Here is a 16,733-nt window from a genome sequence, read left to right on the forward strand (position 1 = left end):
AGAGGCTCTGGAGATCATGCCCTCTTCATTCGTCACGATCCGTCGTGCGGGGACATCAGTCCCGGATCACCTGTCCGGCGTCCGCCGGTTCGGGCTGCGGCAGGCCTTCGGCATGCCCGTCCGTCCCGTGGCCGCCTTCGAATAGCCGGGATACCCCGACGGCGGCGATCGGGGTGCCGAGGACGAAAGCCCACCCGACCGCCTGTGCGAGGGGCGGATATCCCCCGTAGGGCGTGCCGATCCTCGCGATCAGGTTTGTGGCGACCGCGACGATCAGGACGGCGGGAACGAGGTACCTGATGCTGATATCCCACCACCTGCCGACCGGGTGGGACGCCGACGCGTTCATGAACCCGCGAAGCCGCCCGGCACCGTACAGGTGACCGATCACGACCGCCTCCAGGATGCCGACGATAAGGATTGCAAACGAGTTGTAGTAGGAGTCGATGAGATCGAGCCAGTACAGCCCTCCTTCCGTCATGAAGATCAGGCCGGCGAGGAAGATTCCCAGAGAGACCATGGCGGAGAGGAGCATGGGCGGCGTGCTGATGTAGTCCTGGAGCGATATGCTGATCCCCTCGACCGCCGCGAAGATGGAATCGACGGCGAGGGTGACGAACATCAGGAAGAAGAGGATGCCGAAGACCCCCGGAGCCAGAGGCAGGAGGCTGATAGCCGCCGGGTAGACCACGAATGCGAGTTCGATCCCACCCTGCACGACGTCCGGAACCGGGACGCCGGTGGTGTGGGCGAGGTAGCCCAGGGTCGAGAAGACGGCGATCCCGGCGACGAACGATGTGATACCGTTCGCGATGCAGATCAGAAACCCGCTCCTGACGAGGTCGTGCTGGTCAGGGAGAAATTTTGCGTAGGCGATCATGATTCCCATACCGATCGAGAGCGAGTAGAAGATCTGCCCGAAAGCGGCCACCCAGACGCCGGGTCTTGTGAGCGCTGCGAAATCCGGCGTAAGGTAGTAGGCAAGCCCGTCGATCGCCCCCGGGAGCGTCACGCCCCGGACGACCATGACGATCAGGAAGACCCAGGGGAGGAGTACGGTCAGCCAGACGACCTTCTCGACGCTTCTGATCCCGCGGAAGATCGAGATATATACCGCTATCCAGGAGATGACGGCACCGAGGACGACCGGCCAGTTCATGCCGCCTGGCGTAAAGATATCGGGTGAGAGGCAAAGGAAGGTGGCGTAAAAGAATCCTTCGGGATCCGACCCCCAGGCGAGCGTCGCGGCAAACCCGATGTAGTTCACGCCCCAGGCCATGATCACCGAGTAGTACGCCATCAGGATCACGGTCAGGATCACGACCAGCCAGCCGATCCAGGCGGTATTCCGGCCGATGAGCAGCCGGAACGATCCGGGGACTCCCGCCCGTGTCCGGTACCCGAGGGCGCTCTCCATCAGCCAGAGCGGAATGCCTGCAAAGAGCAGGGCGACGACATACGGGATCAGGAACGCTCCGCCGCCGTTGTCGTAGCAGACGTAGGGAAAGCGCCAGAGGTTCCCAAGGCCAATTGCCGCCCCGATCCCGGCGAGGATAAAGGTAAGCCGGGAACTCCACTGCTGTTCGCTACTCATCGTTCTGAAATCTTGCGCCCGAAGCCGGAAAGAGGTTTTGTTCCCGCTCCTGATCTTGATCGCGATACTGTGCCCTCAAAGGGGGCTTTCGGGCTCTTCCGCTGTCAAGGGCGCCTGTTTCCCCGGCATCGAATACTTATTTCACTCCCGCGGACGACATGAATCCAGCGTGAGTGAGATACAACTGGATCTCGGGGCGTTCGATCCGGCGGGCGGCGCCCTCTGCGACGGCAACCCCGGCCTGAACGGGTTTCTCCCCCTCTGCTACCGCTGCCCCTTCGCCGACCGGACAGCACGCCCGCTCCGGTGCCGGGAGTACGATCTCCCGATACGGGCACGGGGCAAATATGCCCTGAAGGGCTGGAAGAAGGTCAGAACCCTCGTCCTTGAGCGAGACGGCAACCGCTGTGTCATCTGTTCCGGGGAGGAGAATCTGCATATCCACCACATCGACGGAGACAATACGCACGACAGTGCTGAAAACCTCGCCACCCTCTGCGAGTTCTGCCACGCCCGGGTGCATACCGAGCTTCGGCGGGAGGGCGGGCACGAGCGGGTGGCGCGGGTGCTCGATCTGGTGCGGGCAGAGAAGCGGGACGCGTGACTGCAACGCTCTGCCTCACGCCGATGAGTTTTCCTCCTCCATCTCCCAGAGCCGGTCGAAGAGGATTCTGTAGGCTCCGACGATATGCCGGTTAGCGGTGCAGAGGACAAACGGCCTCTCCCTGAGCACCATGATCGCCATCATCGTATCGGTGATGATCGTCGTCGCTCCGGCGTCGCGGTTCGGCGGCGTGAACTTCAGATCGATGAGGTCGCCGTATGATCGCGCAAGCTCCGATCCGCGTGCCGAAGCGTTGTAGATCATTCTGATAGCGACCCGCCGGTGAAGTTGCTCAGCGGCGCCGCGCTGCAGGAGTTTCGGGAAGTAGTACTCGAGGTGGTTCGCCGCCTCCCCGGTGCCTCCGATGACGTAGAGATGTTCTGTTTCTTCATCCTTGATGGCGGCGTAGAGTTCCTCGTAGAAGGATTTGAGCCCTTCGTTCCCTTCGTATATCCTGACGGCGGTATCCGCCTTCGACTCATGATAGGTCTCGCGGAGCGTTGCGACCGCTTCGAGCACCCGCACCCGCCGCTCCTCGATTATCCTCACGATCCTGTCCGGATGGGCGGCCTGGTAGACGTTCGCCTTCGGCAGTATTGCCCGGGTGACAAGTCCCTTCTCCGTCAGTTTGGCCAGCGTATCGTAGACATACGGGCGATACAGTCCTGACTTCTCTGCTATCTCCCTGGCAGAGAGCGGGTTGTGTGCTATGAGTGTCGTATAGACACTGATCTCCGCTTCACTCATGCCGATCTCCTGGAGAGCTCGAAGATCCATGAGTACAATCCGGGCGTCTCTCCCGGTTAACTCTTCGGTTATTGTCGTAGTTCTTACGACACACCCTTTAGTAGTTTTCCATCATACATTTCCTGCAAGCGCCATTGATTCCGGCTTACCTGGTGTACGGTTTATCTATGACAGCAAGCATCCTGCGACATATTTCCCTCCTGTTTCTCTCCTCCCGCGGAGGTTTCGGCCTATCGGGAGCCGCTCCGCCGGATAAGACCTTCAGGTTGTATCAGGAGTCCTTCAATACGGGTGATATCCCCGGCATTGCTGCTCTCCTCTCTGAGGATGCAGCGGCCGAGGAGCAGATCCGGCCGTACGTCACCGCAGGTGTGACGATGGAGGGGTTTGAGATCACCCGGTTTACCGTCTCTCCGGACGAGACCGCCGAGATGGAATTCTCCGTGAGATGGCGGTTCCCGGGCGGTGCGCTGCAGCGGGATGTCTACTTCTTCGGCGGCGGGAGAATGGCGCTCACTGCACGGGACGGTCTCTGGCGTCTTCCGGCCGTCATCGAACCATGCCGGGCGTCAGGTGAGCACGCGCCGCCCGGCTATCTGTGAAGAGGAGAAACGACCAATGCGAGAGTATCACACAATCTGTATCGGCATCCTGCTTGCGGTATGCTGCATTGCGGGCTGCCTCACGACAGAAAGGCCGGCAGCACCGCCGGCCTCTGAATTCCATCAGATGACCGAGGGCTACGACGACCGGGTCGTCTTCAATGTCATTCCCCGGACCGATACTCCCGGAACCTACGTTGTCAACTACACCATCCTCCGGAATGGCACGACCGTCGAGTCGCGCCAGGCGATGGTGTACGAGAATATCACCGGGGACAACCCGATCGTCTTCGTCGTTCCCCGGTTGCCGGGCGACGCTACCGAGCTTGCGATCGAGGTTCGGAACACCGGCGGCGTCATCCTGCACACGAGCAGAACCACCGTCAGTCCCGCGACCCCGACGCCCGTTTCTGTCTCCCCGTCTCCTTCTCTCCCGTGATCCGGGGGAGCGGAGTGGAAGGGTTGTTGCAGGCCGGTGCTACCTGACGGCAATAGATCTGTCGGTGCCGATGGGGTTTACCGTAAGGTCGATACGCCGCCCGCCGCGGATGACGGTGACGGTCACCGGCTCTTCGATAAGGCATCCGGCAAGGATGCGATGCAGGTCGTCGATGCTTCCTACCGGGAGGCTGTTGACGGCGACGATCAGGTCTCCGACCCGGATCCCCGCCCGGGCTGCAGGGCTCCCGGGGTTTGTGGTGACAACCTCGACGGCGTACCCCGCATTCAGGTTGTATCCGGCTGCCACCCCTGGATTGAGCGGGCGGATCTGGCATCCGATACCGAGATGGGCACGTTTTACTTTGCCGTAGGCGAGCAGCTCCGGGACGACCCGTTTTGCCGTATCGGCGGGTATTGAGAAGCCGATACCCTGCGCAAGAGCGATGATCGCGGTATTGATCCCGATAATCCGACCGCGTGAGTCGACCAGCGGTCCGCCGGAGTTTCCGGGGTTTAAGGGTGCTGTATGCTGGATGACGTCCTCGATAAGACGGCCGTCGCGCCCCCTAAGTGCCCGTCCGAGCGCGCTCAGCACGCCAGTCGAGACGGTGGACTGGAACCCGAGCGGGTTGCCGATAGCGATCGCGAGCTGGCCGACCGCAAGTGATCGCGAGTCGCCGAGCGGTGCACAGGCGAGATCGTTTCCTTTTGCCTGGATGAGAGCAAGGTCGGTGGCCGGGTCGGTGCCGACTACCCGGGCGGGCAGGGGTGTTCCGTCTGCAAGCCGCACCTCGATGGTGCCTGCCCGGTGAACGACGTGATCGTTCGTCAGGATATATCCGTCAGGAGCGACGATCACGCCGGAACCGCCCCCTATCTGCTGGCCGCCGTGCCCCGGCACCTGCTTTCCCACGGCAACGCTCACTACAGCAGGGCCTACGGCCTCTACCACGCGGATCACGGCGCGGGAATATGCGTCGAGGAGCTCCGCATCCGATTCTTCGGTTCCGGGGGTATCCGCATGCCCCGCCGGGGTTGGAGGAGGCACATGGCCTTCCGGCAGATGAAATGGCTTTATTTTGTTTTTATTCATTACACCATTATATTTGTATATGAATCTAAATTTACTTTTGGTTAGTGTTGGAATCCCTTTCTGGTGCCTTGTTTTCGGATTACCGGGCATTAAAGTCTTTGAATAGGTGAGCCCCATTGTGCCTCCTTTGCCGGCATGCCGCATCGAGCGTGGTGTTTATAGGGCATGGCCTCTCCCTATCATCCATGTCGAATCGTATGAAGGTGGGGTTCATCGGCCTCGGCCACCTCGGGAGCGTCATGGTTGGGCGGCTCAAAGCCGAAGGAGTCGAACCGGTTGTCTGGAATAGGACACGAGCGAAGGCGGAAGCTCTCGGCCTTCCGGTGGCGGAGAACCCTGCGGCACTGATCGGCGGAGCCGATATCGTCATCCTCAGCCTCTTTGACAGCGACGCGGTCGAGTCTGTTCTCACCTCTCCGGACGGGCTTCTCGCCGGTGACTGTGCAGGAAAGATCGTCGTCGATACGTCCACCAATCACTTCGAGCGGGTGGCGGCGTTCCACGGGATCGTCCGGGAGCACGGCGCATCCTACCTCGAAGCCCCCGTGCTCGGGAGCGTTGTACCCGCGTCGCAGGGTGCCCTGACGGTGCTCGTCTCCGGCGACGCGGATGCCTGCGAACGTGCCCGCCCGATCCTCGAGGTGCTCGCGAAGACGCTCTTCTACCTCGGCGAGCCCGGACGTGCAACCCGCATGAAGCTCATCAACAATCTGGTGCTCGGCACTCTGATGGCGACATCTGCGGAGGCGGTTGCCCTCGGCGAGGCGGCGGGGATCGATCGCGAAACCGCCGTCGATATCCTCCTTGCCGGTGCGGGAAACTCGGCGGTGCTCGCCGGCAAGCGGGAGAAACTCGTCAGCGAGGATTTCTCCACTCACTTCTCATCGGCGCTGATCTACAAGGATCTCCACTACCTGCAGGACCTGGCACGCGATCTGCGGCGGCCGCTCTTCACCGGCAGCATCACCAAGGAACTCTATGGCCTCGTGCGGATGCGGGGTATCGACGACCTTGACTTCTCCGCCCTCTATACGGTGCTGAGGGACTATTGACGGATATTTTCTTATGCCGATACCGATCCGGATCCTGATGAAGGGGACGACTTTCGACGCCGAACTCTTCGATACCGCCTGTGCAGGCGAGATAGGTCGCGTGCTTCCCCTCGATGCCGCCCGACGAGACTGCGACAAGCGAGGTGAACTCCGGCGAGTATGGACGATCGCCCCGTCCCGGCAAGTCCCGTGAATATCATCGGGCGGATCCGGGGCGATGCCGCGAGGCTGCGGGATGCCCGGGGAGCAGGGGTGGTCAGGGTGGAGAAGGTCTGATCCCCTCCTGCCGATGCCCGTGCCCGGGGGATACTGTTATATCAGACCTCGGTGAGTGTAAGCATCGTTACAGGGGGAAGCGTCAGGGATGGGAATACTCGGGCACCTCTTCGGGGGGAGAGAGGAAGAGTCAGGTGTGCCCCGGCACGACCGCGACCACGAGAGGGCATGGAACAGCGCCGCGATCGCCTGTGCCCGGGAAGGAAGGTTTGACGATGCGGTCGGCTGTTTTGATCGGGCGCTCCTGACCGATCCGAAGAATCCGAAACTATTGAACAACAAAGGTGTGTTTCTTGAACTCCAGAACCGGGATCAGGATGCACTGGCCTGTTTTACGGAGGCACTTTCGATCGATCCCGGATTCGTTCCGGCATGGATCTCGCGTGGGATGATGCACCGGCGGCGGGGCAGACTCGCCGAGGCGCTGGACTGTTACGACCGTGCGCTTGCTCTCGACCCGGGTTCCGTTATCGCCTGGTACAACCGGAGCGGTGTCTTCATGGCGCTCGGCCGGGTGCAGGAAGCGGTCACCTGCTATGAGAAAGCGCTCGCTCTCGACCCGGATTTCGTCCCGGGATGGATCGATCTCGGGTATGCCCATTTCACCCGGCAGCACTATGAGGATGCCCTCTCCTGCTACGACCGGGCACTCGCTTCCGACCCCGAGAATACGCGCGCCTGGAGCCTGAAGGGCGGGGCGTTCTACGCTTCGGGAGAGTACCGTCAGGCCCTCTCCTGCTTCGACCGTGTGCTTGAGTTCGATACCGCCTCGGCCTCCGGGTGGAGCATGAAGTGCAGCGTGCTTTTCCGCATGGAGCGGTACCGGGATGCCCTCACCTGCGCCGATCGGGCGCTCGCACTCGAGCCGGACTGTTCCGTGACCCTGCAGGTTCGTGAACGGCTGCTGGAACTCATCGGCGACTGATCTGCTCAGGCTCCGCTTCCGCACGACCGTCCGGGAGCGGGGACAGTTTTATCGTGTACCCCGGAGTGATAGCATGCCGGGGGGAGTGTCGAGAGTGCAACCGGCAGAGGTTCGAAGCGTTACGGTGAGCCCGGAGACCGGGTGGCGGTGCGGTGCGGCAGAGGTGTCCGATCTCTGGCACCTGTGGAGAATAGATCCAAAGAGCGCTCTGTCCTGGAGTCTCAGGGGAGCGGTTCTCGATCTCCGGGGGGACGGTCGGGGAGCGATGGACTGTTTCGGGCGGGCTCTTGATCTCGATGCCTCTCTTGTCCCGGCATGGCTTGCACGGGCAATGATGCATCGCCGGCGGGGAAGACTCAATGATGCCCTGGCCTGCTACGACCGGGTGCTCGAACTGGACAGATCCCATCCCGCCGCCCGTTACCACCGGGGAGGGGTTCTCGCCGCCCTAGGAAGAGCGGGAGAGGCTGTCGCCTGTTTTGAAAGTCTCCTCGACGACAACCCGCACTTTGTCGGAGCATGGATCGATCTCGGCTACGTTCACCTCTCCCGGCACCGCTACGGCGAGGCCGTCGCCTGCTATGACAGGGCGCTTGCCGACGTTCCGGAGAGCGCCCGCGCCTGGAGTCTGAAGGGCGGAGCGCTCTACGCCCTCGGGGAGTACCGGCAGGCGCTCTCGTGCTTTAACCGTGCGCTCTCCATCAATCCGCGGCACGCGGTCGCATGGAGTATGACCTGCTGTGTCCTCTGTCACCTGGGTCTCTATCGGCCGGCACTTCTCTGCGCCGAGAAATCGCTCGCGCTCGATCCGTCGTGCATGCTGACCAGCCAGGCCCGGGATATGCTCCGACGAATTCTGGAGGGGTGGTGACGGGGGCGGCAGCGTTTTTCCGGAAACCCTGCCCCGGGGGAGACTCCGACTGTTGATTACCCCGGCGAGCCAACAGCATGATCGTATCACATGGCAACCGATCGGATCTCTATTGGAATGTTCTCGCTGATCACGCACCTCTCGCCGAAGGCTCTCCGGCTCTACGACGAGAAGGGGCTCCTCGTCCCTGCCGAGCGTGATATCTGCACCGGATACCGCTACTACACCTACGCCCAGATCGAGCGGGCTGTCCGGATCAAAAACCTCCTCTGGCTCGGTTTTTCCCTGGATGAGGCCGCGACTCTTCTCTCTGCAAAGGAGCAGGGCGACGCCGGGAGGGTGCGCACTCTCTTTGCGGAGAGGCTTGTCGCGACAGAGCACGAGATCCGCAGGCTGCATGCGGTGCAGGAGGTCCTGCAGCAGCAGGATCCGCTCTTCGGAGGATTCCGTATGTCGATTACCGAACCTGAAATCAAGGAAATCCCTGCCCTCCGGGTACTCAGCAGGAGGGAGCGGGGCGTCTACCAGGAGGCGATCCCGCGACTGATCGGCGAACTCTGTGCGTTCTTCGAGGCCGGGAACGGACAACAGTCTGCTGCGAAGATGGCCGGCCCCATCATCTTCATCTGCCACGACGAGGAGTACCGGGAGACGGACGCCGATATCGAGATCGCCATCCCGATCACCGGCAGGGTCGCCGTCGATACCGCTGCAATCGAAGTCCGCACCCTTCCCGCGGCACGGGTCGTCTCCGTGCTCCACACCGGCCCGTATTCCGGTGTCGGGGCTGCGTACGAGAAGATCTTCGCGTATATCGGTGGACACGCCCTCGCTCTCGCAGGCCCGACCCGCGAACTCTACTTCAACGACCCCGCAGAGGTTCCCGAGACCGAGCTCCTGACCGAGGTGCAGTTCCCGGTTCGGGAAGCATAACCTCTTTTTCCGCGAACGTGATCTCGGTTTTGGGACACCAAAACGGCAATGTTGATATCTGCTCGTTCTGCACGCTATTCCATGCAGCGTGACCGTTCTGGATCGTCTCCTCTCCTTTCCGCCGGGTGTGTGTTTCTCCTCTTCGTCCTGTGCATGTGCTGCCCGGGATGCCTCGCTTCGGGTGAAAGCGGCGGAGGGACGCTTCTCGCCATATATATGGTCGGGTCGGATCTCGAGAGTGAAGAGGGAGCAGGAACCGCCGATCTTCTGGCTCTGGTCTCCGGTTTTTCCGCCCCTCCAGAGGAGTGCCGTGTCGTGGTCGCGTACGGCGGAGCGGAGAAGGAAGGGTGGCGCGGGATGAGGATCGCCTCCATCACGGAGCTCCGGGAGGACGCTGCCGACGGGGAGATCGGGAACGACGCGTATTTCCTTGAGGAGTACCCCGGCGCCAATATGGGCGATCCCGACACCCTCGCGGGCTTTCTCGCCTACGTCGACGGGTTCGAGGGCTATGGGCAGCGTTACGTAATCCTCTGGGATCACGGCGATGGCTATCGAGGATTTGGCTGCGATGAAGTCTCGGGCGATGACCTGCCCCTCGACGAACTCGGCGCCGCCTTTGCAGCGGGAGAGAGCCGGTATGACATCATCGGGTTCGACGCCTGCCTGATGAGCATGATCGAGGTGGCCGGCGTGCTCGAGCCGCATGCCGGACTGCTCCTCGCATCGGAGGAGACCGAGCCCGGGAGCGGCTGGGAGTATGAACCGATAGGACGCGAGCTCTCGGAGAACCCCTGCATGCCCCCCGAGGCGTTCGGCAGATTCGTGGTCGACTCCTTTATGGAGAATCCTGACGATAAAAAGACGCTCGCGCTGATCGATCTCGGGAGGACTGGCGAGGCGCTGGCGGCGCTCGACGGCCTTGGAACCACGCTTCGCGGCGAGGTTGAAAACGGCGCCTTCGAGCCGGTCGGGAGATCGCTCTGGCACGCCCAGGCCTTCGACTCGATCCCGTCCGAGGGTGTGCAGACCTCCCTTGACCTCACCGATCTCGCCCTCCGCCTCCAGCAAGCCGTTCCCGCCGCCGCGGCAGAGAGCGGTCGGCTTATCGCGGCGCTCGATCGGTTCGTGCTCTATGCGCGGGATGATGGGCTCTTTACACGGACGGGCGGTGTCGCGATAGCCTCGCCGCGATACATCACGAGCGATACGCTCGTGGAATATCGTGGCAACGCAACCGTCTCGCCGGCGTGGGACGCGTTCTTCGATGCGTACGTCGAGACGAAGTCCCGGGATGCCGAAGCGCCGGTGCTGGCCCCGACCGGCGACGGCCGGACGTTCACCGTCTCCGACAACCTCGCCGTTGCCGAAGTGACGGTCGCTTACTGCGTCGAGACGGAGGATGCCTCCCTGCCGATAGGAGCAGTGCCGGTCGCGCCCGATACCGCCGGACGGTTTGCCGTTCCCGGGTGGGACGGTGAGTGGTACTCGCTCGACGCCGGTGACGGAACAGGGCTGCTCCTGCACCTGGTCTATGAGGGCGAGATCGGTGACGGCTGCGCTGTCTACTCCGCCCCGGTCGAGGTGATCCGGGGCGATGAGCTCTCCCGCGCTGAGCTGAATGCCTACATCGATCCCGCGACGCACGAGAGCGAGCTCGTCCTCGAGTTCTACGATCTCGATGATGCGGGAAAACCGGCACCCTGGGCAGAGGGGTGGGACGACGACTCCCTCCTCCCGGGAGATCATCTCACCGCCTACTCGGTAGTCGATGACGAATCGACGGAATGCCCTGAACGCGTGGCGCTCGGGAGCATCACCGTGACCGAAACCACCCGCCTCTCCTACGGGCTGCTGCCTGTCGGCAGCTACTCTTATGGCCTCATCGCCGAGGACTTCAACGGCAACGTCGCGTGGTCGGATCCGGTTGCCGTCGAGGTTGTGTAAGAGATCCGTGCAGAGAATTTCCGCACCTTTTTTAGTGCCCTCCCTATCCCGAGACATCTTTTCTGAACACATCCTCTGGCGGCGAAGGACGGGCAGCAACATCGTGCCCGCTGCTTATGTGACCGGAAAAGATACTGGCGATGAGGAGCCATAGTGGTACGATCTGCATGCCGATTCCCGAAACACTCCTCACAGATCGTCTTCGTATCCGCCCTTACCTGCCTGACGACCTTGACTCCCTCGTCTGTTTCTTCAACGATCCCCGGGTCACCCGGTATACCGATCTGCCGGAGGGGCAGACCCGCGAGGAGACCGCTGCCTTTCTGGATATGCTCATCGCGTCGTATGCCACGGACGAACCGATATTCGCCTTTGCCGTGACCAGAAGGGATACCGGGGAGATTATCGGATCGTGCGGGTTCGCACCGATGGACGACGGGAATACCGTCCAGCTGTATTACGCCTTCTTCCCCGGGCACTGGGGGAAGGGGTACGCGACCGAAGCGAGCAGGAGGATGATCGAGTACGTCTTCTCACTCCGACGCTGGGACACTATTGTCGTCGATTCATCTCCTGAAAATCCTGCATCGGGGCGGGTTGCCGAACGACTCGGCATGCGGGCGGTCGGTACCGTCGAGTTGGACGGCCGCCTGTCCCGGCGGTACGTGCTGAACCGGGCGTGACGCCGGTCATCCGATCTTTCGGAAAAAAGAGTGTCTGGTTTTTCAGATTATGCACGCCGGAACACGAGGAGCATGCCCGCTCCAAGGAGACCGATCAGAACGGTGATCGGGCTGACGGGCGTCTGCTGCGTCGGGGCGGGGGTTGCCGGGTTTAAGGTTGCGTAGAGGTCAACGGTCTCGCCCTTTGCGGGATACTGGCTGATCTCGCCGGTGTAGGTCGAGTATCCTGCCTTCGAGACGGCGAAGGTCTGGTAAGGGGTTCCGGTGGTGTAGACCGGTACGCTCAGGGTCCCGTCGCTGATGGTGCCCTTGTGTTCGTTGTCGAAGTAAACCTCGGCACCATTGACATTGGCGTGAACGACGTACCAGCCCTGGTCACCGCCGATCTGTCCCGGAGTGGGGGTTGCCGGATTTAAGGTCGCGTAAAGGTCGACGGTCTCGCCCTTTGCCGGGAACTGGCTAACCTGATCGGTGAAAGTCGTATAGCCCTCCTTTGAGACTGTGTAGGTCTGGTAGGGTGTTCCGGTGGTGTAGATCGGGACGTTCAGTTCACCGTTTGCGATCTGTCCTTTGTAGTCGCCGTCGAAGTAGACGTCGGCGCCGTCGACGTTGGCGTGGACGACGTACCATCCCTGGTCGCCGCCGATGGTCTCGGCTGCAGCCGTTCCGGTGATGCCGACGAGGAGCAGCAGGACGATTGTCGCTGAGAAGGTTTTTGCGAGGGTTTTTATCTGCATTCTCTTCACATCCGAAGTATCACGAAATCCGCATCACGACCGCCCGTTGGGCACTCCCGCTCACCTGCAGACTTCTTACTTCTGAATGCTTCTCGCCTGCTTTTCAGGGTTCCGGTTTGTTTTGAGGGGCATGCTGCTTCCATGCTTTCCCGGTTTGCCGGTTTATATGCCGGGTTCGCTCACACGAAGCTGCAACCGTTCGCTTCACCTCCGCGGAGATCTCCTATTCCGGGGTGAGTGGGGGAATGCGGGATGCTCTCACTCTACTCCGCCCGGAGTGCCTCGATCGGGTCGAGGTTCGACGCCCTCCATGCCGGGTACACGCCGGTAACGACGCAGATGACGATGCCGACGAGCGTGGCCATAAGGACGTACACGATGCTGTCGGGCGCAAAGAAGTACTCGGCGGTCCCGACCATCCCGAGCACCACCACGTAGCCGATGGCGAGACTTAAGACGGCACCGATGCCCGCACCCACGAGCCCGAGGATCCCCGCCTCGTAGACGAACATCTTCAGGATCTCGTCCCGTTGCGTACCGATGCTCCGCAGGATGCCGATCTCCCTGATCCGTTCGTTCACCGACATCATCATGACGTTGAAGATCGAGACCGCGGCGACGAGAAGCGAGATCCCTGCTATCGCCATCACGAACGTCGTCATCGTCGAGAGCGTCGAGGTGATGCTCTCCAGCATCCTGCTGCTGTCCGAGACCGTAACCTCATCGTTTTTCTTGTTCAGCTGCTCCTCTATCTCTGTCTTGACGGTGTCGACGTCGTCTAAGTTGTCCACGGCGATGTTGACCTGTTTATACTCACCTTCGCCGCCGTAGATGCCGACAAAGAGCTTCTCACTCCCTATAATCGCCGAGTCCGTACTCAGGTCCATCGACATGCCGCGCTCCTCGAGGATGCCGACGACGCGGACGGTTGTGGTACTTCCCTCGTCGGAGTCGCCGATATCGATCTTGCTCCCGATCTTCAGGTCGTTGCGTTCGGCAATAGTCGGCCCGACCACAACCGAGGCGGTGCTCTTCGGGTATGCCCCTTCCGCGAGAGTGAGGACCTCCGGGATTACGTCGGGATCGAGCCCGTAGATGGTCGCCTTTCTGGTATCGTCCCCTATCTCGATAGTATCGGATTCCTGGTATACAGCGTATACCGTCCCGTATTTTGCAGCTATCTTTTCGATGTCCCGAAACTGGCTTTCGGTCAGCAGTTCATCGTCACTGCCGGACGAACTTCCTCCTCCTCCAGGCGGCCCGAAGCCGCCCCCTCCTCCGTTTCCGGTGTAGGCCGTGACGGTGAGGACGTTCGCCATTTCGGAGAGGTCGTCCGTGACCGACAGTGTCATATTCGCGCCCATCATGCCCATTGCGGCGATGGCGACGACCCCGATCACGATGCCGAGGGCGGCAAGGACGGACCTGAGGAAGTGGAGCCGGACACTTCTCACCGAGAGCTGGAGAATGATGTCTTTCCCGATCATGCCACCCTCCCGTCCCGGATGGTGATTGTCCGTTCAGCATATGCCGCAATCTCCGATTCGTGCGTCACCATGATGATCGTACGGCCCTTCCGGTGGAGACCTGAGAGCACGTCCATGATCTGTTCACCCGTCCGGGAATCCAGGTTTCCGGTCGGTTCGTCGCAGAGCAGGATCGCAGGATCGTTCACGAGCGCCCGGGCGATGGCCACCCGCTGCTGCTGGCCGCCGGAGAGTTCGTTCGGTCTATGGGTGGCAAGCGCCTCATCGATCCCGATGAGAGCGAGGAGATTGCTCACGTGCCCGGTGTCGTCGTTCTTCCGGTGTTTCATGATGTAGGGATACTCGACGTTCTCGTATGCGGTCAGGAGGGGGATGAGGTTGAACTTCTGGAAGATGTAGCCGATCTCGGAGAGCCGTAGATTGGTCAGTTCCCGGTCGTCCATCTCCCTCGTGTTCTTCCCTGCCAGGAAGAGGTCGCCCGACGTCGGGCGGTCGAGGCAGCCGATCTGGTTGAGGAGGGTGGATTTTCCCGACCCCGAAGGCCCCATGATAGCGACGAAATCCCCCTCCCTGATGGAGAGGGAGATCCCGTCGAGCGCCACGACATCGCCTGCGGGGAGAGGGTAGACCTTCCTGACATCGTCAAGCTCGATTACCGGGCTGCTGCTCACGGTTTTTACCTCCCCACTCTATTTACGGGATCGGTTCCTGACCCTGTCACGGATCTTTCCGATATACCCTTTCCGCCACGCGACTACGAGAACGACACCGCCGATGACAACGAGGACGATCTCCAGAACAGGGATCTGCCCGAATCCGCTGCCGGCCCCTCCGAACATGCTCATCCCTCCGGGGCGGCCGGTCATGCCTGCCGGAGCCTGCTTGGCGTCGGTATTGCCTGCTGCCGCCGTCTGTCCGGTGCCCGTAAGCGAGATGGTCACGGTCTCTTCGAAGGTGTTGCCGTCTTCATCCTTGTACTGGACGACCAGCGGGATGCTGGATGCACCCGGTGCACTGCACGTCACCTCGAAACTCGAGAAGTCGTCGGGTTCGAGCGCGCCGATGACATAGACCGGGTACGAGCCTGTGGCTTTTGCAGGTTCGTCAACGGTAACTCTGACCGAGTACGCGTCTTTCAGACCGGCATTGGTCACATCTCCGGTCAGCGTGTACCCGGTGCCGCTCTGCGCCACTTCGACGTTATTGACCACCGGTTCGGGCTGCACCGAGCGGTCCCCGACCTCCACCGGGATGGTGAGCGTTGCGTGGTGCTCGTTGATCCCGTTCCGGTAGGATACGTCGAAGGTGAGCTCGGTCGACTCCGCTGCTGCGACCTCGATACTCACGTTCTTCTCCGCGTCCGGCTGCAGGGCGCCGAGGAAGACGGCCGACTGCGTGGTGGTGATCCCCTCTCCCTGCGGCACGACGGTGACGCCGCTCACGGCGTTTTCACGGGGATTGCCGACGGAGAGTGTCACTGTATCCTTGCTGTTTGCCGGGTAGGTCTCCGGAGCATCCAGGATGGAAACCTGAATGCCGGTGCTCTCCACCTTCACCGGAACGTAGTAGCGGATGCTCCCGCCGTCCCGGAGATCCAGGTAAAACTGTGGATAGTAGATGCCGTCGGAAGTATCGGCCTTCACGGTGAAGGTGAACGTCATGCTGTTCCCCGGGCCTATGGTACCTACGGAGTCGTAGGTCCGGTCGTTGATGACGGTGACCCCGTTCGGGTACAGCGTAGCCCTGCTGATGGCGACGCCTTCCGTCCCGGTGTTCGTGATCTCGACCGCCACCGTGCCTGTATCTCCACGCATGAAGATCCCAGGGCTGACGGTAACACCGGTGACCGCGATCAGTGCCTCCGGCGAGGTATCCGTGGCTGTGCTGGTTGCTGCCGTGTTCGTCTCGGCTGCTGCGGTTATCCCGACGATGGACGAGACAAGAAGGATCAAAATCCATATGTTCTGTTTCATAGCTGTTCTCCTCATTCGAAAATGCGGGCAGAGAGATGTTCACGGGACCCGTCCGGCTCCTTTCATCTTTCTGCGACCCATTCTCCCCGCACTATCCGTTTGTCCTGGCACTCGATTTTCGTACAGTGCTGCGTGATGAAGCCTCTTTTCCCGTTTCAAGAACGTTGCCGGCGCTGCTGGTCTGCATGCACAGAGATGCGGCATCGATGCGGTTGTGATGGTTTTTTCACGCATATTTTGTTCATGACCCTGGTGGGGTGCCTCCCGCAATCCCGGGAAGAGCTGCACTCCAATGTAAAATAAATTTTACATATTGTTATTTAATACTTACTCATTGTCCGTGATCGCCAACAGTATGGCTGCCTCCCTTGACGTACTCGCGGGCACCGATGATCCCCGGGGTTCGGCGTGAATCAACGTGCTCTGGACAAAGGCGGTCATATGAAACCTGCCGATACCTTCCGGGGCGGCACCGATGTGGTGCGCGAAGACGAAAGTGCCCACTGCTTCACAGGGCACGAAAAATGTGAGGCCGAACGAAGCGGATATCGCTTCCCGTCGGGCGAGGGCGGCTTTGCGTCATCGAGCTTCGTCGGCAAAGGTACTGTATTTTTCTTCGTGAGAGAGATGGAAGGGATCGGGTGGATGGAAGATCCGTTCAGTCATGGCCGGGGGGAGATGTCTGAACCGGCTTATCGCCGCTGTCGCGTTGTGTAAGCACCGGGTGATGGCTACGCGACAGGTCTCTTCTTCCACCAACCGATCCCC

19 protein-coding genes are annotated in these 16,733 nt (G+C 61.2%); 12 read left to right on the top strand and 7 right to left on the bottom strand.

Annotated elements, in window-relative coordinates:
* Positions 1-55: 55 nt before the first annotated feature.
* Positions 56-1,594 (bottom strand): sodium-dependent transporter, encoded by a 1,539-nt coding sequence (locus tag ABH15_RS02535; RefSeq protein WP_128692785.1) that lies wholly within the window; start codon positions 1,592-1,594, stop codon positions 56-58.
* Positions 1,595-1,763: 169 nt separating this feature from the next.
* On the opposite strand from ABH15_RS02535, the gene ABH15_RS02540 reads away from it, so the two are divergent.
* Positions 1,764-2,198, top strand: a complete 435-nt coding sequence (locus tag ABH15_RS02540) for an HNH endonuclease (protein ID WP_128692786.1) — start codon at positions 1,764-1,766, stop codon at positions 2,196-2,198.
* Between the two features lie 15 nt (positions 2,199-2,213).
* Here the strand turns inward: ABH15_RS02540 and ABH15_RS02545 are convergent, their stop codons facing one another.
* A complete protein-coding gene (locus ABH15_RS02545) occupies positions 2,214-2,975 on the bottom strand; it encodes a TrmB family transcriptional regulator (RefSeq protein ID WP_128692787.1) in 762 nt (253 codons plus the stop codon).
* Positions 2,976-3,112: 137 nt separating this feature from the next.
* Here ABH15_RS02545 and ABH15_RS02550 point away from each other — a divergent pair, with 137 nt between their 5' ends.
* Both ABH15_RS02550 and ABH15_RS02555 read left to right on the top strand, forming a co-directional pair.
* Positions 3,113-3,547, top strand: a complete 435-nt coding sequence (locus tag ABH15_RS02550) for a nuclear transport factor 2 family protein (protein WP_128692788.1) — start codon at positions 3,113-3,115, stop codon at positions 3,545-3,547.
* A gap of 16 nt (positions 3,548-3,563) precedes the next feature.
* Positions 3,564-3,986 carry a hypothetical protein gene (locus ABH15_RS02555; RefSeq protein WP_128692789.1) on the top strand — a complete coding sequence of 141 codons (423 nt, stop codon included), beginning with the start codon at positions 3,564-3,566 and terminating at the stop codon, positions 3,984-3,986.
* 39 nt (positions 3,987-4,025) lie between these two features.
* Here the strand turns inward: ABH15_RS02555 and ABH15_RS02560 are convergent, their stop codons facing one another.
* On the bottom strand, positions 4,026-5,036 hold the full coding sequence (locus ABH15_RS02560; RefSeq protein WP_241647982.1) for a S1C family serine protease: 1,011 nt from the start codon (positions 5,034-5,036) through the stop codon (positions 4,026-4,028).
* Between the two features lie 230 nt (positions 5,037-5,266).
* On the opposite strand from ABH15_RS02560, the gene ABH15_RS02565 reads away from it, so the two are divergent.
* The 8 genes from ABH15_RS02565 (at position 5,267) to ABH15_RS02595 (ending at position 11,768) form a co-directional block, all read left to right on the top strand.
* Positions 5,267-6,133, top strand: coding sequence for an NAD(P)-dependent oxidoreductase (locus tag ABH15_RS02565; protein ID WP_206633406.1), 867 nt, complete (start codon positions 5,267-5,269; stop codon positions 6,131-6,133).
* A 13-nt stretch (positions 6,134-6,146) separates the two neighbouring features.
* The gene (locus tag ABH15_RS02570; RefSeq protein ID WP_206633407.1) at positions 6,147-6,326 is read left to right on the top strand and encodes a hypothetical protein; all 180 of its coding nucleotides are present in this window, start codon (positions 6,147-6,149) and stop codon (positions 6,324-6,326) included.
* Positions 6,293-6,409, top strand: coding sequence for a cyclophilin-like family protein (locus ABH15_RS13855; protein ID WP_206633408.1), 117 nt, complete (start codon positions 6,293-6,295; stop codon positions 6,407-6,409). The genes ABH15_RS02570 and ABH15_RS13855 overlap by 34 nt, the downstream gene beginning before the upstream one ends.
* 88 nt (positions 6,410-6,497) lie before the next feature.
* Positions 6,498-7,334: a tetratricopeptide repeat protein gene (locus ABH15_RS02575; RefSeq protein ID WP_128692791.1), complete on the top strand. Its 837-nt coding sequence runs from the start codon at positions 6,498-6,500 to the stop codon at positions 7,332-7,334.
* Between the two features lie 94 nt (positions 7,335-7,428).
* A complete protein-coding gene (locus ABH15_RS02580; protein WP_164913613.1) occupies positions 7,429-8,205 on the top strand; it encodes a tetratricopeptide repeat protein in 777 nt (258 codons plus the stop codon).
* Between the two features lie 117 nt (positions 8,206-8,322).
* The gene (locus ABH15_RS02585; protein WP_241647983.1) at positions 8,323-9,138 is read left to right on the top strand and encodes a MerR family transcriptional regulator; all 816 of its coding nucleotides are present in this window, start codon (positions 8,323-8,325) and stop codon (positions 9,136-9,138) included.
* Between the two features lie 81 nt (positions 9,139-9,219).
* Positions 9,220-11,085: a clostripain-related cysteine peptidase gene (locus ABH15_RS02590; RefSeq protein ID WP_164913614.1), complete on the top strand. Its 1,866-nt coding sequence runs from the start codon at positions 9,220-9,222 to the stop codon at positions 11,083-11,085.
* A 167-nt stretch (positions 11,086-11,252) separates the two neighbouring features.
* Positions 11,253-11,768 carry a GNAT family N-acetyltransferase gene (locus ABH15_RS02595; protein WP_164913615.1) on the top strand — a complete coding sequence of 172 codons (516 nt, stop codon included), beginning with the start codon at positions 11,253-11,255 and terminating at the stop codon, positions 11,766-11,768.
* Positions 11,769-11,815: 47 nt separating this feature from the next.
* Here the strand turns inward: ABH15_RS02595 and ABH15_RS02600 are convergent, their stop codons facing one another.
* The 4 genes from ABH15_RS02600 to ABH15_RS02615 all read right to left on the bottom strand — a co-directional run bounded on the left by ABH15_RS02600 (position 11,816) and on the right by ABH15_RS02615 (position 15,965).
* Positions 11,816-12,505, bottom strand: coding sequence for a PEGA domain-containing protein (locus tag ABH15_RS02600; RefSeq protein ID WP_128692796.1), 690 nt, complete (start codon positions 12,503-12,505; stop codon positions 11,816-11,818).
* 263 nt (positions 12,506-12,768) lie between these two features.
* Positions 12,769-13,992, bottom strand: coding sequence for an ABC transporter permease (locus ABH15_RS02605; RefSeq protein ID WP_128692797.1), 1,224 nt, complete (start codon positions 13,990-13,992; stop codon positions 12,769-12,771).
* Positions 13,989-14,663: an ABC transporter ATP-binding protein gene (locus ABH15_RS02610; protein WP_128692798.1), complete on the bottom strand. Its 675-nt coding sequence runs from the start codon at positions 14,661-14,663 to the stop codon at positions 13,989-13,991. The genes ABH15_RS02605 and ABH15_RS02610 overlap by 4 nt, the downstream gene beginning before the upstream one ends.
* 18 nt (positions 14,664-14,681) lie before the next feature.
* Positions 14,682-15,965, bottom strand: a complete 1,284-nt coding sequence (locus ABH15_RS02615; RefSeq protein ID WP_241647984.1) for a COG1361 S-layer family protein — start codon at positions 15,963-15,965, stop codon at positions 14,682-14,684.
* Positions 15,966-16,406: 441 nt separating this feature from the next.
* On the opposite strand from ABH15_RS02615, the gene ABH15_RS02620 reads away from it, so the two are divergent.
* On the top strand, positions 16,407-16,682 hold the full coding sequence (locus ABH15_RS02620; RefSeq protein ID WP_128692800.1) for a hypothetical protein: 276 nt from the start codon (positions 16,407-16,409) through the stop codon (positions 16,680-16,682).
* Positions 16,683-16,733: the final 51 nt, after the last annotated feature.

Source organism: Methanoculleus taiwanensis (assembly GCF_004102725.1).
In the GTDB taxonomy this organism is placed as follows: Archaea; Halobacteriota; Methanomicrobia; order Methanomicrobiales; family Methanoculleaceae; genus Methanoculleus_A; species Methanoculleus_A taiwanensis.